Here is a 22,302-nt window from a genome sequence, read left to right on the forward strand (position 1 = left end):
CAGCCTCTTCCAGGGCGCAGCATAGCGCCCCGGAAAGGCGAGGAAGATGCAGCAGGAAGAGACGACAAGGCTGATAGAGGAATGGACGCAGGTTCATGGCCGCACCCGCGACCGCCTGCTGCCGCTGCTGCACATGTTGCAGGAAGAGATAGGCTTTGTCGATGACGCGGCCATTCCCGCCATCGCCGCTGCACTCAACCTCTCTCGCGCGGACGTTCATGGAGTCGTGACCTTCTACCATGATTTCCGCCGCGCCCCCGCCGGCCGCCATGTGGTGAAACTCTGCCGCGCCGAAAGCTGCCAGGCCCGCGGCGGCGCAGCGATGGAAAGGGCGGCGGCCGATCGGCTGGGCGTCGCCATGGGCGAAACGCGGCGCGATGGTCAGGTGACGCTGGAACCTGTCTATTGCCTGGGCCTGTGCGCCATCGGACCCAATGCCCTGGTCGACGGCAGGCCCGTCGCCCGGATCGACGCCGCCGCGCTTGACCGGATCGCGCAGGAGATCGCGGCATGACGCGCGTCTACATCAGTCGGGACATGGCCTCGGTCGCCCTGGGCGCTGACGAAGTCGCGCGCGCCTTCGAAGCGGCTGGATGCGATGTGGTGCGCACTGGCAGCCGAGGCCTCTTCTCCATCGAACCGCTGGTCGAGGTGGAGAGCGACGGGAAGCGGATTGGCTTCGGCCCGGTAAGGCCCGAAGAGGTGGCGGCCGTGCTGGATGGCAGCCATGCCTCCCGGCTGGGTGAGCTGGCGGCCCTGCCTTTCTTCGCCGGACAGCAGCGCTTCACCTTCGCGCGCTGCGGCATCATCGATCCGCTCAGCCTGGCCGACTATGCCGCGCTGGGCGGCTGGCGCGGTCTGGACGCGGCGCGGTCGATGCCGTCCCAGGCGGTGGTGGACATGGTCAAGGCATCCGGGCTGCGCGGACGGGGCGGGGCGGGCTTTCCCACCGGGATCAAATGGCAGACCGTTCTGGATGCGGCGTCCGACACCAAGTTCATCGTCTGCAACGCCGATGAGGGCGACAGCGGCACCTTTGCCGACCGGATGCTGATGGAGGGCGACCCCTTCTGCCTGATCGAAGCCATGGCGATTGCGGGTCATGCCGTGCAGGCGAGCCAGGGCTATATCTATATCCGCAGCGAATATCCCTTCGCCATTGCCACCATGCAGGATGCGATCGCGCTGTCGGCCGATCGGATCGCGCCCTTCACGCTCGAAGTGCGCGTCGGCGCCGGCGCCTATGTCTGCGGGGAGGAGACTGCGCTGCTCGACAGCTTGGAGGGCAAGCGGGGGCAGGTGAGGGCAAAGCCGCCACTTCCGGCGCTGGCCGGGCTGTTCGGTCAGCCGACGGTGATCAACAATGTGCTCAGCCTCGCCGCCGTCCCCTTCATCGTGACGGAGGGGGCAGAGGCCTATGCGGCGGTCGGCTTCGGCCGGTCGCGGGGCACCATCGCCGTGCAGCTTGCGGGTAATGTGAAGCATGGCGGCCTCTATGAGATCGGCTTCGGCATCACCCTTGGCGAACTGGTGAACGGCATCGGCGGCGGCACGGCGAGCGGAAGGCCCGTTCGCGCCGTGCAGGTCGGCGGACCCCTGGGCGCCTATTTCCCGGCCAGCATGTTCCACCTGCCATTCGACTATGAGGCTTTTGCCCAGGCGGGCGGGCTGATCGGCCATGCCGGGATCACGGTGTTCGACGATAGCGTCGACATGGCTCATATGGCGCGTTTCGCCATGGAATTCTGTTCGGTCGAAAGCTGCGGCAAATGCACGCCCTGCCGGATCGGATCGACGCGCGGGATCGAAGTGATGGACCGGATCATCGCGGCGCGCGATGGTGTCGCCGCGTCGCCGCCGGACCGCGGCTGGGAGGGATATCTTCAAAAGGCGCTCAACTCCCGGACGCCTGACCGGATCGATGTCGGGCTGGAGGCGCAGACGGGGCTGCTGCGCGACCTGTGCGACACGATGAAATATGGCTCGCTCTGCGCGCTGGGCGGCTTCACGCCCTATCCGGTGCTGAGCGCGCTTGACTATTTCCCTGAGGATTTCGGCGCCCCCGCCCCGATCAAGGAAGCTGCGGAATGAGCTACACACGCGAAACCGACCATGGAACGCCCCCCGCCATCGCGACGGGCAAAAGCGTGACCCTGACCATCGATGGACAGCCGGTGACGATGCCGGAGGGAACGTCGATCATGCGGGCGGCCTCGCTGACCGGCTGCTCGATCCCCAAGCTGTGCGCGACCGACAATGTGGAGAGCTTCGGTTCCTGCCGCCTCTGCCTGGTCGAGGTGGAGGGACGGGGTGGCTATCCCGCTTCCTGCACCACGCCGATCGCCGAGGGCATGGTGGTGCGCACGCAGAGCGAGCGGTTGAAGCAGCTTCGGCGCGGCGTGATGGAACTGTACATCTCCGACCATCCGCTCGATTGCCTGACCTGCCCGGCCAATGGCGATTGCGAGTTGCAGGAACAGGCGGGCGCGGTCGGCCTGCGCGACGTGCGTTATGGCTATGATGGCGCGACCAATATGGGCCAGGCCAAGGACCAGTCGAACCCCTATTTCGATTTCGACCCCAGCAAATGCATCGTCTGCTCGCGCTGCGTGCGCGCCTGCGACGAGGTGCAGGGAACGTTCGCCCTGACGATCGAGGGGCGGGGCTTCGATTCGAAGGTCGCGCCGTCCCAGGGACAGGATTTCCTCTCGTCCGAATGCGTGTCCTGCGGCGCCTGCGTACAGGCCTGCCCGACCGCGACCCTGACCGAGAAGAAGGTGGTGGAGGTCGGCACGCCGGATCGCGCGGTCGTCACCACCTGCGCCTATTGCGGTGTCGGCTGCACGTTCCGCGCGGAGATGCGGGGCGAGGAACTGGTGCGCATGGTGCCGTGGAAGGACGGCAAGGCCAATCGCGGGCATAGCTGCGTCAAGGGGCGCTTCGCCTGGGGCTATGCCCAGCATCGCGACCGCATCCTCAATCCCATGATCCGCGCATCGGTGGACGAACCCTGGCGCGAGGTGTCGTGGGAGGAGGCCATCGCCCATACCGCCAGCGAGTTCCGCCGGATCCAGGCGAAATATGGCACGCGCAGCATCGGCGGCATCACTTCCAGCCGCTGCACCAATGAGGAGACGTTCCTCGTCCAGAAGCTGATCCGCCAGGGCTTCGGCAACAACAATGTCGATACCTGTGCCCGGGTCTGCCATTCGCCGACCGGCTATGGGCTGAAGACGACGTTCGGGACGTCCGCTGGGACGCAGGATTTCGACAGCGTCATGCAGGCCGACGTGATCCTTGTCATCGGCGCCAATCCGACCGACGGCCATCCGGTCTTCGCCAGTCGCATGAAGAAGCGGCTCAGGCAGGGCGCGAAGCTGATCGTCATCGATCCCCGCCGGATCGACCTGGTGAAATCGCCCCATGTCGAGGCGGATCATCATCTGCCGCTGCGGCCCGGCACCAATGTCGCCATGCTGACGGCGCTGGCGCATGTGATCGTCACGGAAAAGCTCTATGACGAGGCGTTCATCCGGGAGCGCTGTGATTGGGACGAGTTTGCCGAATGGGCCGATTTCGTCTCCGAACCGCAGCGTTCGCCAGAAGCCGTCGAGCCGCTGACCGGCGTCAGCGCGGAGGAAGTCCGCATGGCTGCGCGGCTCTATGCGACCGGCGGCGACGCTGCCATCTATTACGGGCTGGGCGTCACCGAACACAGCCAGGGGTCATCCACCGTGATGGCGATCGCCAATCTTGCCATGGCGACCGGCAATATCGGTCGCGAAGGCGTTGGCGTGAACCCGCTGCGCGGGCAGAATAATGTCCAGGGCGCCTGCGACATGGGGAGCTTCCCGCACGAGCTTTCCGGCTATCGCCATGTGTCGGACGATGCGGCGCGCGGCCAGTTCGAACAGGCCTGGGGCGTCACGCTGGATGCCGAGCCGGGGCTGCGCATTCCCAACATGCTCGATGCGGCGACGGACGGGACGTTCAAGGGTATCTTCATCCAGGGCGAGGATATCCTTCAGTCCGATCCCAACACCCATCATGTCGCCGCGGGACTGGCGGCGATGGAATGCGTGGTGGTGCAGGATCTGTTCCTCAACGAAACCGCCAATTACGCCCATGTCTTCCTGCCGGGATCGACCTTCCTGGAAAAGGACGGGACCTTCACCAACGCTGAACGCCGCATCCAGCGCGTGCGCAAGGTGATGGCGCCGTTGAATGGTTTTGAGGATTGGGAGATCGTGCAGCTCGTCGCGCAGGCGATGGGGCTGGGCTGGTCCTATGCGCATCCGTCCGAAATCATGGACGAGATCGCGGCCCTGACCCCGACCTTCGCAGGCGTGCATTATGACCGGCTGGAGGAGGAAGGGTCGCTGCAGTGGCCCGCCAATGACGCCGCTCCGGACGGGACGCCGACCATGCATATCGACGGTTTCGTGCGGGGCAAGGGCAAGTTCGTCGTCACCGACTATGTGCCGACGGACGAAAAGACGGGGCCGCGCTTCCCGCTCCTGCTGACGACAGGGCGCATCCTCAGCCAATATAATGTCGGCGCGCAGACGCGGCGCACGGCCAATGAGGCCTGGCATGCAGAGGACAGGCTGGAGATCCATCCCACCGATGCGGAAAACCGGGGCATCAATGACGGCGACTGGGTGTCGCTCAAGAGCCGCGCCGGCGAAACCAGCCTGCGCGCCCTGATCACCGAGCGCGTGGCGCCGGGCGTGGTCTACACCACCTTCCACCATCCCGACACGCAGGCCAATGTCATCACGACCGATTATTCGGACTGGGCCACCAATTGCCCGGAATATAAGGTGACGGCGGTACAGGTCATGCGTTCGAACGGGCCGAGCGACTGGCAGCGCGATTATGCAAGTCAGGCCCGCCAGAGCAGACGCATTGCGCCCCTGGAAGCGGCCGAATAGGATAGCGCGCATGAGCGATGAAAATGAGGTCATGTCGACCGAGGACCGCCTGATCTACATGGCCAACCAGATTGCCCGCAATGTCGCGGCATTGGGTGAGGTGGAGGCGGTCGCCATGACGGCGGATCATATCCGCGCCTTCTGGGATCCGGCGATGAAGCAGCGCATTGCTGTGCTGGCGACGGCCCGCCCCGATGCGCTGTCGCCCATTGCCGCCGCAGCTGTCGGACGGATCACGGCGCCTTGAGCGCGGAGCAGGAAGATCGATCCTTCATTTTCAGGCGAATAGTGCCGGAAGGCCCCATCGCGCCCGTGACGCGCGAACTGGCCGATGAAATGCCGATCGCCATCGAATTTAACGGTATCGGCTATGCCGTGCTGATGGCCACGCCCGCCGACATAGAGGAACTGGTGCTTGGCTTTGCGTTGGCGGAGCGGTTGATCGGGCGGGAGGATGCGCTCCTTGATGTAGATGTGCATGCGACCGGGCAAGGCATCATTGCCCGCGCAACCCTGCCGGAAGGGCGAACCGAAGCCTTGCTGAGCCGGGTGCGGCATCGCGCCTCGGAATCCTCCTGCGGAATTTGCGGGCTGGAAAATCTGGACCAGGCGATCCGGCCCCTGCCGTCCGTCACGGCCTCTTCAATGAGCGACAGCCAGGCTGTTTTCCGGGCATTGGGGGATTTGAAAAAACATCAACCACTCAATGCGAGAACAGGGGCGGCCCACGCAGCGGCTCTCGTGGCGGCCGACGGCACGATCCGCCTGGCGCGGGAGGATGTCGGGCGGCACAATGCGTTCGACAAGCTGATCGGCGCGATGTGGCAGCGTGGATGGGCATGGGATGGCGGCTTCGCGCTGCTCTCCTCGCGCTGCTCATACGAATTGGTGGAGAAGGCCGTGTTGGCGGATTGCCCCTTGCTGGTGACGATTTCGGCGCCGACGCGCCTTGCCGCCGAAAGGGCGGCGGGGGCGGGGCTTGCTCTGGTGGCGCTGGCGCGCTCCGATTCCATCCTGTTGTACGGGGAAGGGGCGCTGGGTCTGGATAAGTGCGGGGAATAGAGCGATTTCCAAGCGATCGGTTCGGATCGCTGGTTGAGAAATCGCGGAAAGCAAAGAATCCAGAGCCGGCGCGCGCTGCCTTGTATGAGGGGGCAGGTTTCCGCGCGAAGCTCTAGTTGGTCCGCTCGGCCGATCGGAAGTGCAGGCTTATCGTCCCGTTCGCCGGCACCGTCATGGCCCAGACCTGCTTGCCCGGCTTTTTCGTCAGGCGACCGCTGAAGCCGCTGAACAGCCGCCCGCTGTTTGTTGGAAAATCGATCTCGAAACGGATGGGAAATGGGTTGGCGTTCCGCACGACCATGCTGTGGCGGATGACCCCCTTGCCCGCCGCCTCCTGTTCTGGGTCCAAGGTCACGTTGCTGGCTTCAGCGAAGGACCATTCGACCTCCTCATCGACGGCCTTGTCGCCTGTCGCGTTTTCCCCGACATACATGCGGCCCCAGGGGCTGTCCTGATAGAGAACCGCTCGGCCCGCCGGAAGAGGGTCGCCCAGCCCGTCCTTCTTGCTGTTGTTGAAACGGAACAGCATCCGGATCTCGTCCGGCTCTTCCCAGTTCATTGCCGTCCGATAGATCAGGCTACCCTTAACCTTCTGCTTCACCAGGAACGCCACTTGCTTCTGTGCACGGGCGGTGACCGTGACGGGAACGGGAATGCGATACATCTTGAGGTCGCCCAGATTTTCCGCCCTGGCGACCACGGCGACCGGCATGGGCGCCGACAGCATGACTTCCTGTCGCCGCTGGGCCGTCACGACGATATCCTCGCCTGCCATCATCATGGCCATGGGCGGCGGTGCAGGGGGTGGCGGCGACAGGCCGTTGCCCAGGTCGCTGGTCGTCCCGGCGGGCCAGCAGGCACTGGACCTGTTCAGATAGCGGGCCTCATCGCGTGCCCTTTCCCCGCTTTCGTCGCGACTGTCATCCGACCGGTTCACCCTTCCCGCCACGGCGGAAGCGGTTGCATCGGCAAAGCTGGTGTCGTCCGCGCTCGCCAGCGTCAGCCATCCGAGCAGGTCCAGCGACCGGCCGTCCGGGGCCAATGTGCCGACATAGGTCGCATCCCAGTCGAAGCCGGTGGCTATATAGGCCAGCGTGATCGTGGCCAGGCCGCCGGGCTGGTCCCTGGTCGTCATGGTCAGCACCGGCTTTGCGGAGAGGGTCGCGGGCGCCCCCGGATAGAGGAGGGTCTGACGCAGTCCGGAACAATAGAGCGCTTCCACTCCGCGCGCCGTCGTCACCACCAGCCGGTCGGCGGCGGATCGGACGGTTGCGCTTTCCTCGACCGTCCTGCCGCTCGCCGGATCGGTGCGGCGCAGGATCACCCGTTGCCCGGTGAAGGCGTCGACCAGCCCCTTTTGCGACAGCAGCGCCGCGTCGCGATTGCGCTCCCGCGGCGGCGCGCCAAAGAGGATCGCCGATTGCGGCACGATGCCGCTTGCGACCCCTTCGAACCGGATCACGGCTTCGCCCGGCGGCAACATCACCGTGCGTGTCTCCGCGATCAGGGCGAAGGCAGCGGGATCATCGCGGTTGAGCGGCTCCTCTCCCCGCGCCGGATCGCGGTAGAGCGTGACCGCGACCTTGTCCGGGCCGCTGGAGATCACGACCGGCAACTGCGCCCTTGCCGCCATGGGCGTCCAGAGCGGCAGGATCAACAGCCACGGCCACAGGCGGGGCATGACGGCGCTTACCAGGGAGTGAGGAAAGTGGCGGTCAGTTCGACCTTGCCATTGGCGGGCACCGGTACGACCCATCGCCGGACGTCAGCCGTTTCCTGCACGCCGGGAATGCTCTCCTCCGGCACGCGCAGGTCGCGCCACCACCACCATTGGGAAAGGCCGGACTGGACCACATCGACATTCACCGGCACCGCCTTGGCATTGGTGACGATATAGCGCATGCGCGTGCGATAATATTTCTGCGGCCGCTCGGCATAGCCTTCCGCCTTCGTGCCGTCGGGATAGGTGACGCGCCAGCGTTCCGTCTTCGTCCATTCGTCCGTCGTGATCGTGTCGCGCTGTTCCACCACCGGCTGCACCTTCACGTCGAAGGCGTCGCCTGTGCGCAAGGCAAGGGTGGAGCCGCCGGGCGTGTGCGGAATGCCGCTTTCCCCCACGAACTGGGCCTGCCCCCGCGTATCGCGCATATAGACGCGAACCGTGCCCGCGGGCAGCGCCGCGCCGATACCCGATGCTTTGGCATTGGAGAATTTGAGCACGGATGCAGCGCTTTCCGCCTGATCCTTGCTCTCCATCCAGTTGCTGCGGAACTCGTAACCGCGTTCCGCCGGGACGCCTGAAGCGTCGAGGAAGCTCACCTGCTTGGTCTGCGCATTGGCGATCGTCGTGTGGCCCTCGATCGGATAGACATGGAAATCGCCCAGTTGCTCGCCGCCGCCACTTTCCGTCCCGGGCCGGTTTCCGCGAGGCTGGGGTCGCCCGCCATTATATCCGACATAACCCTGCTGCACCTGTCCCACTTCCCCGGCGACCAGCAGGGCGCGGGCGTTGGCGAAGGTGGTGCCGGTGCTGTTGTTGAGCGTGATCCAGCCCTGCATGTCGAGCTTGCCCGCTTTCTCGTCGAACAGGGCGACATAATCCGATTTCCAGCTCATGCCCGGCGTCAGATAGCTCAGCGTCACCGGCCTTGCACCGCCCTGCGGCGCATCCATGGTGACGCTCAGCGTCGGGCGCGCGCGCAGATTGGGCGGAATGGAGGAAAAAATGACCCGCACCGGCAGACCGTCGTCGCGCAGCACCTCGATCCGTTCGCCGATCTTCAGCACCACGCCGCCATTGGCCGCCAGCACCAGCGCCTGTTCCCGCGTTTCCGCGCCTGTGGCGGGGTTGGTGCGGAGCAGGGTGATCGTCTGGCCGACCGCTTTTTCCATCAGCGATGCGGGCGACAGAAGGTCATAGTCGAAATTCTGTTCGACTATGCCGATGCCTTCGCCCGACAATGTCACTGTTTCGGGGCGTATGCGCGCGGAGACATCGGGAAATTCCTGACGCGAGCGTCCGGAGGGGAGCGCGATACGGCGGACGTCCTGCACCAGCGCCAGATCATTATTGTAGATGGTGACGGACAGATCGCCCTGGGCGTTCGGGGTCGATGATTGAGCGAAAAGCGGCTGGGGAACCAGAACGACAACCGATATTATCGCAGAACATATCAGACGCATCGAAGCTCCCTCCGCCAACCGTGCAAGACATGCCGCAAAAACAAAGGCCATTCCAGAGACATAATCCCGGAACGACCTTTGTTGCCTTTCAGGAGGAAGGCGGACCTGCGCGCGAGGAGCGGCCGGTCCGTCGTTCAGTGCAGGCCGGAACCGCCGCCCGCCAGCTCCTTGGCGATGGTGCCGACCATATCCTTGGCATCGCCGAACAGCATCTGGGTGTTGCTGTTGTAATAGATCGGATTGTCGATCCCGGCAAAGCCCGCATTCATTGACCGCTTGATCACGAATACCGACTTGGCTCGATCCGCCTCGATGATCGGCATGCCCGCGATCGCGCTCTGCGGATCGTCGCGCGCCGACGGATTGATCGTGTCGTTCGCGCCGATGATCAGCGCCACGTCCGCCTGCGGCAGCTCCGGATTGATGTCGTCCAGTTCGATCAGCTGCTCATAGGGCACATTCGCTTCGGCCAGGAGCACGTTCATATGGCCCGGCATGCGGCCGGCGACCGGATGGATCGCGAACTTCACGTCGATGCCCTTCTTGGTCAGCGCCTGATACAGTTCGCTCACCTTGTGCTGCGCCTGCGCCACCGCCATGCCATAGCCGGGAATGATGACGACGCTACTGGCATTTTCAAGCTGCAGCGCCGCTTCCTCGGCAGAGGCGGATCGGACGACGCGGTCGTCCTTGCCGCCCACGGCGCCCGCCACGACCTTTCCGAAGCCACCGAACATGACGTTCGCAAAGCTGCGGTTCATCGCCTTGCACATGATGACCGCCAGGATGAAACCCGACGCCCCGTCGAGCGCGCCCGCCACGATCAGCAGCTTGTTGCCCAGGGCAAAGCCCATGGCGCTTGCCGCCAGACCGGCATAGCTGTTGAGCAGCGCGATGACGGTCGGCATGTCGGCTCCGCCGATCGGGATCACCAGCAGGATGCCGAACAGCAGCGCCAGCGCCACGAAGGCGGGGAACAGCCACGTCTGGGTCGGATCGATCGCCAGCATCGCGCCGATCGCCACCGTCGCCACCGCGACGCCGCCATTCACCACCCGCTGTCCGACGAAGGAGACGGGGCGACTGCCCATGATCTCCTGCAACTTCGCGAAGGCGATGACCGATGCCGTGCAGGTCAGGAAACCCAGCAGCATCTCGAACATCAGCGCCCACATGATGAAGCTGCCGGCATATTCGCCATGGGCATGCTTGTAATATTCCGCCGCGCCGATCAGGCCGACGGCGAGCGCGCCGAAAGCGTGGGAGATGGCGGTCCGCTGCGGAATCGCCGTCATCGGCATCAGCAGCGCCATCGGGATGCCGGCGGCCGCGCCTGCGATCATGGCGATGATGATGAGGTTGTAGTCGACCACCTCATGCTGGACCAGCGCGCCGACAATCGCCACCAGCATGCCGATCTCGCCCGCGCGCACGCCCCGCCGCGCGGTCGAGGGATGGCTCATCCACATCAGTGCCAGGATGAACAGCGACGACGCGATGATCGCCGCAAAGGGTACGAATGCGTTCATCTCATTTCCCCCGCGGCTTGAACATCTTGAGCATGCGGTCGGTGATCATGAAACCGCTCACCAGATTGACCGTGGCGCAGAATACGGCGACAAAGCCCAGCGTCTTCGCCAGCGGCGTCGCGCCTTCCTCGCCGGTGATGGAAATGGCGCCGACGATCACCACCGCCGCGATCGCGTTGGTCAGCGACATCAAGGGCGAATGCAGCAGCGGCGACACCTTCTTGATAAGCTGAAAACCGACAAAGGCCGCCAGGATGAAGACGAACAGATAATCGGGATTTAGCGAACTCATTGCATTCCCCCCGCCAATTGAAGCAGCCTTTCGCTGACGATTTTCCCACCTTGCGTCACGCGGACGGCGTTGCCGATTTCCTCGTCCAGCACTGGAGCGTTCCGTTCCTTGTTCCAGAAGGCGGAGAGGAAGTTATAGAGATTGCGCGCGAACAGCGCCGATGCGTCAGCGGCGAGGCGCGATGGCACATTCCTGTGTCCGACGATCTTCACCCCATGCCGCTCGACCACTTCGCCCGCTACTGCGCCCTCGACATTGCCGCCTTGTTCGACGGCCAGGTCGACAATGACGCTGCCCGGCTTCATCGACGCGATCTGCGCGTCGGAAACCAGCCGCGGCGCGGCCTTGCCGGGGATCAGCGCCGTCGTGATGACGATGTCCTGCTTGGCAATGTGCGACGACACGAGCTCAGCCTGGGCCTGCCTGTACTCTTCGGACATTTCGGTGGCATAGCCGCCCTTGCCTTCACCCTCGATCCCCGCGACGCTTTCCACGAAGATCGCCTTGGCGCCCAGGCTCTCGATCTGTTCCCTGGTCGCAGAGCGCACGTCGGTCGCAGAGACCTGCGCGCCGAGCCGCCGCGCCGTTGCGATCGCCTGAAGGCCCGCGACGCCCACGCCCATGATGAAGGCCTTGGCCGGCGAAACCGTGCCTGCTGCCGTCATCATCATCGGGAAGGACCGGCCATATTCGGCCGCGGCGTCCAGCACCGCCTTGTATCCGGCAAGGTTGGATTGCGACGACAATATGTCCATCGACTGCGCCCGTGTGATGCGCGGCATGAACTCCATGGCCAGGGCTTCAAAGCCGGCCGCCGCATAGGCGTCTATCCGCGCGCGCTCGACAAAGGGATTGAGCCCGGCGACGATCCAGGCGCCGGGCCTGGCGCCGGCGACGCTGGCCGCATCCGGTCCCTGCACGCCCAGGATGATGTCCGCGTCCGCCACCGTGGCGGCGCGATCGGCGACCGTCGCGCCCATGGCGACATAATCCGCGTCGGATATGGCGGCGGACAGACCTGCACCCGTTTCCACCGCCACCGTCGCGCCCAGCGCTGTGAATTTCTTGACCGTTTCCGGCGTGCCGGAAACGCGGCGCTCACCAGGCGCCATCTCTTTCACTATGCCGATTTTCACTATTTCCACCCTCGTCCTGCGTTGGCGCGCCCCTGATCCGGCCGAAGCCGCCACATCCCCAGCCTGGTCTAATGTGCCCATTATCGACCTTTATGAATCGCCATACCGTCGATTCGTTATAATTCCAACAAATAATATGCATATAATTGAGGATGGCGGAACAGCAGTGCCATTTCCTGCGCGAATTCGCTAAGGGCAGGGGATCCAGACGAGGAGCATGATGAGCATTCGCAAGCAGAATTCCCGCGAAGGACTGGTGACGGCGGCGGTGGCGAAGCTTCGCGACATGATCGTGGCGCAGCCGCCCGAAGCGCAGATCGGATCCCTGCCGGATCTGGCGAAGGCGCTGGGCGTGGGCATCGTCACCGTTCAGCAGGCGGCGCGCGTGCTGGAGCATGAAGGCTTTCTGAAGGTTCGTCGCGGGCCCGGCGGCGGCTATTACGGCACCCGCCCCGATGCAGAGGGCCTCAGCCAGGCGATTTCCGGCTTCCTGGCCATGCACCATTCCGCGCACCCCGAAGCGATCGACATCATCACCTTGCTTGACTGCGAACTCATGGCCGCCGCTGCCCGGGCGACGAATGAGGAGCTTCGGCAAAAGCTTGCCGCGCTCGTCAAATCCATCGACGGGCGCAATACGGCGCGACAGCGCGGCGCATTTGACCAGAGTATGCTGGACATCCTCTATCTGATGGTCGACCGGCCGCTCATGGAACTTCTCTCCCGCGTGGCGGTGCACCATTATGCCGAATATCCGCGTGGCCCGGTCTATGGCGGAAGCGACGGCAAGCAGCGCTGGAAGCGGGAGCGGCGCGCCATCATCGCCGCGATCCTCGACGGCGACCCGGAGCGGGCCCGGTTCGAAGCGCTACGGCGCCGCCGTGAGATCATGCGCCGGCTCGACGCTGCCATCTGAAGGAAACGGCCCCCACTCGAACAGAGGCTTCGCGGCCAATCGAGGATATGCTAGCGCCCCGACGATGACAAAGCCTGTCCCACCCGCCGAACCGCATGAGGAGCCATCGACGCGGCGGCGCCAGATATTGGAGATTGCCGCCCGGCTATTTGCCAGAAAGGGGTATCGCGGCACGTCGATGCGGGACATCGGGGAGCAGGCCGGCGTGCTGGGCGGTTCGCTCTACCATCATATCAGGTCCAAGGACGCGCTGTTCGTCGAACTTCACAATGCCGCCCTTGACCAGGCGGAAACGCGGATAATCCAGGCGGTGCAGGCGCAGTCCGATCCATGGGCCAGGCTGAAGGCGGCTTGCGAGACATTGTTGGATATTCAGCTCGCCCCCGATTCTCTGACCACCCCGATGATGAACGACTTTCGGGAAGTGGCCGAGGATGTGCGCCAGCAACTGATCGCGCGGCGCGACCGGTTCGAGGGGCTGTTTCGCGCATTGGTGCAGGAACTGCCGCTTCCACCTCATATCGACCGGTCGGTATATCGCAATCTGCTTCTTGCGCAGTTGAATTCGACCGCGGACTGGTATCGGCCCGGCAAGCTCACGCCGGCGGAACTGGCTGCCCAGGTCGTTGCCGTCTTCCGGCACGAATGATCCCTGCCTGATGGGGGAACGGGCAGCCCGTGAGCGCTAGAATTCGATGGAGATGTGCACCTTGAGCCGGTCCACTCCCGCAGCTTCGGCAATGCGCGTCTTCGATTGATCGATGATGTCCTTTAGCGATCGGGCATAGGCTTCCCGTCCCGATCGATCCGTTTCCTGAACCGCCGGACGTCCTTTGCCATAAAGCAGCTGCTGTTCGGTGAGGCCGAAAACGGCCGAGAGAATACGCAGATTCTCCCGTCGCGGCGTGGTTCGGCCCGTTTCCCAGCCCCAGATGGTCGGCTTGCTGAACCCCGTCCGTTCCGAAAGCGCCGTGCGGCTCAGCCCCTTTTCGTGGCGCAGGCGGAGCAGGCGCGCGCCCAGATCTTCCTCGGCCGGGCTTTCCGGGCGCTCGGCGGCAGGCCGCATGTCGTCGTCGCGGCCGGGATTGCGGAGCCTGATCGCGCTTACCACCCCTTGGGGAAGCGTGGTCTCGAAACGGCAGCCGAACAGGATATCATTCTGCCAGACGACGCGAGCCACGACCTGGTCCGCGTCTGGCAAGGACAGCATGACACTCTGCCCGATCTCCAGCGTCGATTTCGTCTCCACCAGCATGCCGGCCGTCGAAATATCATGGATCACCAGACTGGCGGCGCCATCCTCGGGCGTGCCGGGAAGTTCGAGTCGGATGCGCCAGCGCGGGGCGTCGCGCCTGTTGTCGGACTCGGGTGACTGATCGACAGTTGCATGAATGGGCATGGTCCCTTCATGCGCGCAAGCGGGTTTCCGGAACGTTAATAGCGGCTTTACGGGATGGCCGGCGCTCGGATAAGATTGATTGTAACAGATGTTTGGTGTATGAACTCCACACCTTCAGGAGATTCCGATGTTCAGCTACGTTCCGCCGATCGACGATTATCGTTTCCTGCTGACGCAGGTGCTCGGTTTCGACCAAGCGATGGCGGACATCGGCAAGGAAGTGGATGCCGATCTGGCGGTGGCGGTGCTGGAGGAAGCCGGGCGCATGTGCGCCGACCGGCTGCACCCGCTCAATCGCCATGGTGATGAGCAGGGCAGCCGCCTGGTCGACGGGTCGGTGAAGACGCCGGACGGCTTTGCCGAGGCCTGGCGCGATTTCGCGGCGGCCGGCTGGCCGTCCTTGTCGGCGGATCCGGAATATGGAGGGCAGGGGCTGCCGTTCATCCTTCAGCTCTGGCTGGACGAGATGCTCGCCGCGACGAATCTCTCCTTCGGCCTGTTCCCCGGCCTGACGCGCGGGGCGTGCGAAGCGATTATCGCCCATGCCAGCGCTCCCCTGAAAGCGACCTATGTACCGCCCATGGTGAGCGGCGCCTGGACCGGCGCCATGGCGCTCACCGAAAGCGGCGCGGGTACCGATCTCGCCCTGCTCAAGACAAGGGCGATGCCGCAGGAGGACGGCAGCCATGCCATCACCGGGCAGAAGATCTTCATCTCCTCGGGCGACCATGATTTCGGCGGCAACGTCATCCATCTGGTGCTGGCCCGCCTGCCCGATGCTCCCGCCGGGGTGAAGGGGATCAGCCTTTTCCTGGTGCCCAAATATCTGCCCGATGCCGATGGCGGCTTCACGATCCGCAACGCCATGTCGGTCGGTGCGCTGGAAAAGAAGATGGGGATCCATGCCCAGCCGACCTGCGTGATGAACTATGATGGCGCGACCGGCTGGCTGATGGGGGAACCGCACAAGGGGCTGGCCGCGATGTTTACCATGATGAATGCCGAGCGGCTGATGGTCGGCATCCAGGGCCTGGGCATCGCTGGCGCATCCTACCAGCAGGCGGCGGGTTATGCGAAGGAGAGGCTCCAGGGACGCAGCGCCGATGGAGCGCGCAATCCGGTCGCTATCATCGAGCATGCCGACGTGCGGCGCATGCTGCTCAACGTCCGCGCTTTTGTGGAGGCCGGGCGCGCGCTTGCGGGATGGACGGCGTTGCAGCTCGATCGGGCGCACCACCATCCCGACGCTGGCGAGCGGGCAAAGGCGGATGCGCTCGTCGCGCTGCTGACGCCGGTGGTGAAGGCGGCCTTCACCGATTTCGGCTTCGAAAGCGCGGTGCAGGCGCAGCAGGTGTTCGGCGGTCATGGCTACATCCGCGAATGGGGCATGGAGCAATATGTCCGCGATGCCCGCATTGCCCAGATCTATGAGGGCACCAACGGCGTCCAGGCGATGGATCTGGTGGGACGCAAGCTGCCCATGGCCGGCGGCGCGGTGGTCGAGGGCTTCCTCGCCCTTGTCGAAGCGGATCTGGATGCTGCGGCGGGGCTGGACATCGCCGCGAAGACTGCCGAAGCGCTCGCTCTGCTGCGCGGGGTGACGATATCGCTCCGTGGTGCCGGGGCGGACGCGGTGGGCGCGGCTGCAGTCGATTATCTGCGCCTGTTCGCGCTGGTTTCCATGGGCTGGATGTGGACGCGAATGGCCGTGGCGGCGCAGGGAAGCACGCCGCTGCATGAGGCGAAGCGCGCGGTGGCCGACTATTTCGCGCAACATATGCTGCCGCAGGCCCACGGGCTGGCCAGCGGCATCGCGGCGGGTGAAGCCACCATCATGGCGCTCGGCGCCGATGCCTTCTGAAGAGATCGTCATCGCTGTCCACGCGGCCGATCGTTGGAGGGAAGGAAGGCGGTGTTGCTGTGCCCGCCTTGACCGCTTGATGGATGGTTCTGCGTGAAGCCGTGGCTTCAGCGCGCCGATCGGCGATGGCTGACGCATCTCTTGCGGCGTCCGGTCGTTCAGGACGAAGAAGGAGAGAGCCATGGCAGATTTGAGCGCAATCAGGGAACATATGGACATCATCGGCGCCGACGGCGTTCATGTCGGTACGGTCGACAAGGTCGAGGGTGACCGGATCAAGATGGTGAAGGCTGACAGTGGTTCGCACGGCAACCATCATCATTTCATCGCCGGCGGACTGGTCGCGGCGGTCGAAGGCAATCAGGTCCGCCTTTCTGCGGAGGGCGCCGCAGCGGTTCTTCTGGAGGAGGAGGAAAGCGGCGAAGCAATCATGGACGATGGGGGCTGACTCCAGCTTTCCGCATGGAGAAGCGTCATGACTGGAAGTAGTCCCGGCGATCATCGAGCCGAAGTTGCGAACATGACCGATGAGGAACTCATCGACAGCTGGGAAACGGCATCGGGGGAGGAGACGGAAAATCTGTTTCCCTTCCTCCGGGCCGTGGTCGACGAAATGGCTCGGCGCGAGATCGCTCTCTCGGCCGATCCGGGCGCGCCTAATGGCTAAAACCCTTAGGAAAGGCGACGCCGCGACATGACAGACGTGGCGGAGAGGCTCATGGCAAGGTGGTGAAGGAGGTTACCGGCACCACCCGGATCAAGGACCACAAGGCCCTAGCCACGCCTGACAGTCCTGAGTTTGTCCTGGAAACGGATGAGGGCAAGAGGCCGCGCATAAACCGGAATCGCTACAGAAGCGGTAAGATCCGCGGCCTCAATAGCCCACGGCATAACCCATGCGGCGGGAATCCGCCCCGCCCATGCGCGCGCCCGATGAGTCGACCAATATTCCCTGGACGCTGCCAATCGCATAGGGACCGACCTTCTCGATCCGATGGCCCATGGCGGTCAGCCCTTGCAGCACAGTATCGGCAAATCGCCCCTCCGCCTGCACGGTAATGGCCGCGCCGGGCTTGTAGAAATTCGGATCCGCATCGAGCGCGAAGCGCGGCGCCTCTATGGCCTGTTGGATAGGCATGCCGCGATCAACGATGTTCACCAGGAACTGGAACTGCGTCTGTCCGATCGTCTCGCCGCCTGGCGATCCAAACACCAGATGCAACCGGCCCTTGTCGAGGAGGATGGTGGGACCATTGCCCAAAAGCGCAAGCTTTCCTGGCACTACCTTGTTCGGGTGGTCGTCATATGGCGCCGTCGATCCCAGCCGGAGGCCATTGTTGAATAGGATACCCGTATCGCCCATTACCAGGAACGTACCGAAACCGCCGCCGATGGTCGTCGTGACGGCGATGGCGTTCCCCTCGGCATCGACGGCGGAAAGGCTGGTGGTATCGCCGTCACGCGTGCGGTCGTCTCCCCGCGCGGCAAAGCGGGGTCGCGATCCTTGCTGCGCCATCCGGCCGTAGGCGGCGGCGTTGCCACCCTCCGGATAGGAGGCCGCTTTGGTCGGATCGATCAACTTTCGCCGTTCTGCCGCGAAAGGCTTGGACAGCAGGCCCTCGACCGGCGTCTGCGCGAAGCGGGGATCGGCGGCATAGCGGTAGACATCCGCCTTGGCGACCTTGATCGCCTCGATCAGCAAATGGGTAAGTTGCGGTCCGTCCGCGGGCAGGGCGGCAAGGTCGAAACCCTCGACCAGATTAAGCTGCTCGCACAGTTCCAGCCCGGTGCGGGATGTGAGCGGACTGCTGTAGACGTCCAGCCCGCGATAATGCGTGCTGACCGGATCGCTCCAGCGCGGCTGATAGGCCTTGAGATCGTCAAGGCGCAACCAGCCTCCACTTTCGTTCGAAAAGCGAGCAAATTCCTGGGCGATGGGGCCTGAGTAGAAATAGTCATAGGCCGCTTGCAGGGCCCGGTCGCGGTCAGCGCCGCCGTCCAGCGCCTTCATCTCGGCATCGGCCAGCGTCTGGAAGGTGCGGGCGAGATTGGGATTGCGGAAGATCGAGCGGGGTGACGGCGGCTGCCCGTCCGGCAGGAACAGGGCGGCACTGGTCGGATAGAGGCTCAGCGTCTTCTGCGCCCGGCCGATGAACAGAGCGATCGACGGATCGAGGGGGTGACCGTCGCGGGCATAGCCGATCGCCGGTTCCAGCAATATGGCGAGCGGTAGCCTGCCGAAGCGTCGGGCCAGTGCGATCCAGCCACCGAACGCGCCCGGCACGGTGAGTGCCCTTGGTCCATGGTCGAGCGCCCTGGGATCAACCTGTGGATCGAGCAGGCGCGGTGCACCGCCCGTAAAGGCGAGCGAATGGACCTTGCCCGCCTTGCGGTCGAGGCAGGTGGCGAAGCCGTTGCCGCCCGCGCTCGACGCCCAGGGTTCGACGACGTTCATCACAGCCATGGCCGCCACCACCGCGTCGGCCGCGCTGCCGCCCTGCATCAGCATGCGCGTTCCCGCCATTGCGGCGAGCGGATGACCGGCGGTGACGCCGCCATGCGGCATCGGCACCTCGACGCGGTGTGCTGCGACGCTAGTCCCGCCGGAGCGGGGCGCATCCGGTGCACGGGAGCCCGACTGCGCGCGGGCAGCGGAAGGAAAGCCGGCGAGGACCATGCCTGAAAGGCCGGCGGCGAGCAATTCTCGACGATGGAGCGCTTCCGGGCGCACGGGCTTATTGGGAGCGGACATGGGTCAACCTTTGATCCTCATGGCAAGGGGAGGAGGGGGTGCGGCGTGGGAACCCTGGCGCCGCACCCTGCCGCATCAGAAGGATTTCTTGATGCTGGTGTACCAGTAGCGTGCTTGCGGCTGGTAGAGGTTCGACAGATAGCCGGTCGATGCCAGTGGGGGATCCTTGTCGAAGATGTTGCGGGCGCCGATCTGGATGCTGGTGTCTTTGAGCGGGCCACCATTCCTGAACGTATATTGGGCATAGAGATTGACGGTCGTCTGCCCCTTTACGATCCAGGGATTGGTCGAGGCGTCGCGTGCCGCGTTTTCATAGACGCTGTCGATGAACTGCGTATAGGCGCCGATCTTCACCGGCCCCAGGGTCCAGTCCAGCGTCGCGGCGAGACGCCAGCGCGGCTGGCCGTCGCGCCCTACGACATCGCCCCCGCCCTGGATTGGCACGCCCGCATTGACAAGGCCCGCGGACCGCCCATTGATGACCGCCGTCACGCCCGCCGGAGCATCGACATAATAGCTGATCAGGCGCGATGCGTTGACATTCAGCGAGAAGGTTCCGACGGTCACGGTGGGCAGCAGATAGTCGAGGTTGAAATCGATGCCCTGCACGGTCACCGGCAGCAGATTTTCGAAGTTGGCGACCACATAGAGCAGTTCGCCCACGGGCGCGAGGCCGGTGCCCGCAACCAGCGCTATATCATCCGCAGTCGGATCGCGACGTACGACATTGGGATTGTTGCTGCCCTGCACGCGCTGCAGATAGTCGAGGTTGAGGCCGTTCTGATAGTCAAGCAAACCGACCACATTCTTCTGTTTGATGCGCCAGCGGTCGACGGTGAAGGTCACCTTGCCCCATCCTTCGCCCAGCGGCGGCGAGATGACCGCGCCAAAGCTCCAGCTTTCCGACTCCTCAGGCTTCAGATTGGGATTGCCTCCACTGCGCCGCAGCACGGAAATACTGCGGTTGCATTGCGAGAAATTGGCGATTCGTCCGGCGCGCAGGTCCGCTTCGCACAGCACATAATCGATGCCGGTGTTCACGCGGTCCAGCGTAGAGGTATTGATCACCTCCAGGTTGGGAGCGCGGAAACCCTGTGACCAGGAACCGCGCAGCCGCATGCCCTCAAGCAGTTCCCAGCTCCCCGCGATCTTCGGCTTCGCGACCGACCCGACGTCGCTATAATCTTCATAGCGTCCGGCGATCTGGAAATCGAGGCTGCGGAAGAAGGGAACCTCCATCTCCGGACTGAAGATCGGGATGGCGAGTTCCGCATAGGCGGACTTTACGTCGCGCTTGCCGCGCACGTCCGGGCTCGGACTAGCCCCGCCCAGGTCGGAACCGTAGAAGATGCCGGTGACCGCATCGGTATAGGTTGTATCGATCCCTCTTATTCCGCCCTGATAGGGGGAGCGGTTGTCATGATAGGTCTCGCGGCGATATTCGACGCCCGCCGCAATGCCGATGCTGTTGTCCGCCCACAGGCCCAGCAGATTAGCATTTGAAATCTTGAAGTCCCACAGCGCCAGCGATGTGCGTGTCCTGCGCGTCGCCTTGATGCGGAAACTGTCGATGGTCGCATCGCTGTTGGGCGTACAGTCCCCGATCGACGGCGTATCGACGCAGCCGCCGTTGAAGGGATTGTAGGCATCGGGCGTGGTACGGTTGATTGCGGCCTGCAGCAAGCTGTTGGAGAAGTTCTCCTGCGTGTCCGCGGCGGTCGCCCAGGTGTACAGGGCTGCCGAATCCCAGTCCCAGTTCCCGATATTCCCCTTGAGGCCGCCGAGGAACCGATATTGGTAGTTGGTGACGTCGACCTTGCGCGATCCGAAGTCGACATAGCTTAACGAGGTGATCTGTACAGGCAGGCCTGAGGCGGGAACGACCGCGGTATTGAGGCCGGGCAGGCGGTTGGGCGAGCCGACGGGCCCGAGCGGGTTCCAATAGGCGTTGGCGGCGACTGTGATGGGAATGTTCGCCAGCGAGCCCGGCGCACCGATGGTCGCCTGTGTCTTGCCGCGATAGAAGCCCGCTTCGCCATAGAGGGTCAGATTATCGGTCAGGTCGAAATGTCCGTTGGCGAACAGGTTGACGCGCTTGACCGAGGGCTGCGTGGTGAGGTTCTGGAACGTTGCGGGCGCATTGAAGCGCAGGTTGCTGTCGACCGTAGCCATCTCCGTCGCGCCGTTGCCGTCGTCATAGCAGGTACCTGCGGGGCCGGAGGGGATGCGGCATCCGCTGTTGGCGCTTGGCTGAATGTGGAACTGGCTCGAACTGTTGGTGAAGGCGATGCCGTTGCTGGTGATCGTCCGGTTGAGGAAGGATCCGTTGGCGGCCGGACTGAGCGCGCGGAACGTGCCCCACGGCGTGCTGGTGCTGGTGCCGTTGAACGCGGCGACATTGGCGAAGCTGGTGCCGGCCACATAACCACGCCGGTCGACATTGGCGGTATAGTCCTGGTCGCTGAGATACAGCTTCGACTTCCGCGCATAACCGGCGAACAGCGTGATGTTACCGCGCCCTTCGCTGAAGTCCTTGCCGACCAGCCCATTGATCGTGAACTCGCGCAGGTTCGTGCCTTCAGCTCCGCCATATTGCGCGTCAAACTTCGCGCCGTTGAAATCGGAATTGAGGACATTGTTGATGACGCCGGCAACGGCATCTGATCCGTAAAGGGCCGCAGCACCATCGCGCAACACTTCCACGCGCGCAATATTGCCGACGGGAATTGTATTGGCATTATAGCCGAAGGTCGGAACGCCGGAATCGATGACGCCCGATATGGCCTGAGATGTCGGATGCAGCACGGTTCGGCGGCCATTGATCAGCAGCAGGGTATTGCCTTGGCCCAGGCCGCGCAGGGATACGGTGGAAACGTCGCCACGGGCGGCGTTCGCGTTGCCGCCGCCCAGCACCTGCTCGTTGAACGTCACGCCGCCCAGTTGCGGGATGGAACGAAAGAGATCGGCGCCTGAGACTGCAGCCACTGCTTCGATCTGCTGTTCGCCCACGACGCTGACAGGTAGCGCGCCGGTCGTGTTCGCGCCTCTGATCTGGGTGCCGATAACGACGATCTCAGCGCCCTTGTCCATTTCTGACAGCGGGACGCTATCCGTCTGCGCATGCACGGCGCCGGCCGACAATACCCAAAGACTGGCTCCTGCCAATTTTGAAAATCTCTCTCTTCTTACCCTCATCTTTCTGTTCCCCTGTAAAGAAGTCCTTGTTTCCGACGTTGCG

Annotated in this window: 18 protein-coding genes; 10 read left to right on the forward strand and 8 right to left on the reverse strand. The window is 64.1% G+C overall.

All coding sequences use genetic code 11. The annotated features are described in order from the left end of the window. The first annotated feature begins 46 nt into the window (after positions 1-46). Genes MRBLMC3_RS13690 through fdhD form a run of 5 tightly spaced genes read left to right on the forward strand, consistent with a single transcriptional unit; the run spans position 47 to position 5,996 of the window. The gene (locus MRBLMC3_RS13690) at positions 47-514 is read left to right on the forward strand and encodes a formate dehydrogenase subunit gamma (RefSeq protein ID WP_363755824.1); all 468 of its coding nucleotides are present in this window, start codon (positions 47-49) and stop codon (positions 512-514) included. Further along, on the forward strand, positions 511-2,091 hold the full coding sequence (locus MRBLMC3_RS13695; protein WP_363829652.1) for a formate dehydrogenase beta subunit: 1,581 nt from the start codon (positions 511-513) through the stop codon (positions 2,089-2,091). Before MRBLMC3_RS13690 ends, MRBLMC3_RS13695 begins: the two co-directional genes overlap by 4 nt. Then, complete coding sequence (gene fdhF / locus MRBLMC3_RS13700) at positions 2,088-4,934, forward strand: formate dehydrogenase subunit alpha (RefSeq protein ID WP_133652774.1); 2,847 nt, start codon at positions 2,088-2,090, stop codon at positions 4,932-4,934. The genes MRBLMC3_RS13695 and fdhF overlap by 4 nt, the downstream gene beginning before the upstream one ends. 10 nt (positions 4,935-4,944) lie before the next feature. Further along, positions 4,945-5,181 (forward strand): formate dehydrogenase subunit delta, encoded by a 237-nt coding sequence (locus MRBLMC3_RS13705; protein ID WP_363737385.1) that lies wholly within the window; start codon positions 4,945-4,947, stop codon positions 5,179-5,181. Then, positions 5,178-5,996, forward strand: coding sequence for a formate dehydrogenase accessory sulfurtransferase FdhD (gene fdhD, locus MRBLMC3_RS13710; protein WP_363829654.1), 819 nt, complete (start codon positions 5,178-5,180; stop codon positions 5,994-5,996). The genes MRBLMC3_RS13705 and fdhD overlap by 4 nt, the downstream gene beginning before the upstream one ends. 112 nt (positions 5,997-6,108) lie before the next feature. Here the strand turns inward: fdhD and MRBLMC3_RS13715 are convergent, their stop codons facing one another. The 5 genes from MRBLMC3_RS13715 to MRBLMC3_RS13735 form a co-directional block, all read right to left on the reverse strand. Then, positions 6,109-7,677 (reverse strand): DUF4139 domain-containing protein, encoded by a 1,569-nt coding sequence (locus tag MRBLMC3_RS13715; RefSeq protein WP_363829657.1) that lies wholly within the window; start codon positions 7,675-7,677, stop codon positions 6,109-6,111. An 8-nt stretch (positions 7,678-7,685) separates the two neighbouring features. Next, positions 7,686-9,179 (reverse strand): DUF4139 domain-containing protein, encoded by a 1,494-nt coding sequence (locus MRBLMC3_RS13720; RefSeq protein ID WP_363829659.1) that lies wholly within the window; start codon positions 9,177-9,179, stop codon positions 7,686-7,688. A 134-nt stretch (positions 9,180-9,313) separates the two neighbouring features. Further along, positions 9,314-10,708, reverse strand: a complete 1,395-nt coding sequence (locus MRBLMC3_RS13725) for an NAD(P)(+) transhydrogenase (Re/Si-specific) subunit beta (protein ID WP_363737381.1) — start codon at positions 10,706-10,708, stop codon at positions 9,314-9,316. A gap of 1 nt (position 10,709) precedes the next feature. Beyond that, complete coding sequence (locus tag MRBLMC3_RS13730; protein ID WP_025549500.1) at positions 10,710-11,000, reverse strand: NAD(P) transhydrogenase subunit alpha; 291 nt, start codon at positions 10,998-11,000, stop codon at positions 10,710-10,712. Continuing rightward, the gene (locus MRBLMC3_RS13735) at positions 10,997-12,136 is read right to left on the reverse strand and encodes an NAD(P) transhydrogenase subunit alpha (RefSeq protein ID WP_363756034.1); all 1,140 of its coding nucleotides are present in this window, start codon (positions 12,134-12,136) and stop codon (positions 10,997-10,999) included. Before MRBLMC3_RS13735 ends, MRBLMC3_RS13730 begins: the two co-directional genes overlap by 4 nt. A gap of 217 nt (positions 12,137-12,353) precedes the next feature. Here MRBLMC3_RS13735 and MRBLMC3_RS13740 point away from each other — a divergent pair, with 217 nt between their 5' ends. Both MRBLMC3_RS13740 and MRBLMC3_RS13745 read left to right on the forward strand, forming a co-directional pair. Beyond that, positions 12,354-13,052 carry a FadR/GntR family transcriptional regulator gene (locus MRBLMC3_RS13740; protein WP_363755835.1) on the forward strand — a complete coding sequence of 233 codons (699 nt, stop codon included), beginning with the start codon at positions 12,354-12,356 and terminating at the stop codon, positions 13,050-13,052. 64 nt (positions 13,053-13,116) lie between these two features. Continuing rightward, complete coding sequence (locus MRBLMC3_RS13745) at positions 13,117-13,701, forward strand: TetR/AcrR family transcriptional regulator (RefSeq protein ID WP_363737379.1); 585 nt, start codon at positions 13,117-13,119, stop codon at positions 13,699-13,701. Between the two features lie 36 nt (positions 13,702-13,737). Here the strand turns inward: MRBLMC3_RS13745 and MRBLMC3_RS13750 are convergent, their stop codons facing one another. After that, positions 13,738-14,451, reverse strand: a complete 714-nt coding sequence (locus tag MRBLMC3_RS13750) for a helix-turn-helix domain-containing protein (RefSeq protein ID WP_363737378.1) — start codon at positions 14,449-14,451, stop codon at positions 13,738-13,740. A gap of 127 nt (positions 14,452-14,578) precedes the next feature. Here MRBLMC3_RS13750 and MRBLMC3_RS13755 point away from each other — a divergent pair, with 127 nt between their 5' ends. The 3 genes from MRBLMC3_RS13755 to MRBLMC3_RS13765 all read left to right on the forward strand — a co-directional run bounded on the left by MRBLMC3_RS13755 (position 14,579) and on the right by MRBLMC3_RS13765 (position 16,979). Continuing rightward, positions 14,579-16,312: an acyl-CoA dehydrogenase gene (locus MRBLMC3_RS13755; RefSeq protein ID WP_363829661.1), complete on the forward strand. Its 1,734-nt coding sequence runs from the start codon at positions 14,579-14,581 to the stop codon at positions 16,310-16,312. A 181-nt stretch (positions 16,313-16,493) separates the two neighbouring features. Beyond that, positions 16,494-16,760 (forward strand): DUF2171 domain-containing protein, encoded by a 267-nt coding sequence (locus tag MRBLMC3_RS13760; RefSeq protein WP_363829662.1) that lies wholly within the window; start codon positions 16,494-16,496, stop codon positions 16,758-16,760. Positions 16,761-16,787: 27 nt separating this feature from the next. After that, a complete protein-coding gene (locus MRBLMC3_RS13765; protein ID WP_363829665.1) occupies positions 16,788-16,979 on the forward strand; it encodes a hypothetical protein in 192 nt (63 codons plus the stop codon). Between the two features lie 207 nt (positions 16,980-17,186). Here MRBLMC3_RS13765 and MRBLMC3_RS13770 read toward each other — a convergent pair whose 3' ends face one another. Beyond that, positions 17,187-19,064: a gamma-glutamyltransferase gene (locus MRBLMC3_RS13770; protein ID WP_363829666.1), complete on the reverse strand. Its 1,878-nt coding sequence runs from the start codon at positions 19,062-19,064 to the stop codon at positions 17,187-17,189. 75 nt (positions 19,065-19,139) lie between these two features. Then, a complete protein-coding gene (locus tag MRBLMC3_RS13775) occupies positions 19,140-22,259 on the reverse strand; it encodes a TonB-dependent receptor domain-containing protein (protein ID WP_363829668.1) in 3,120 nt (1,039 codons plus the stop codon). Positions 22,260-22,302 lie beyond the last annotated feature (43 nt).

Origin of the sequence: Sphingobium sp. LMC3-1-1.1 (assembly GCF_040676285.1) — a bacterium.
Classification (GTDB): Bacteria; Pseudomonadota; Alphaproteobacteria; order Sphingomonadales; family Sphingomonadaceae; genus Sphingobium.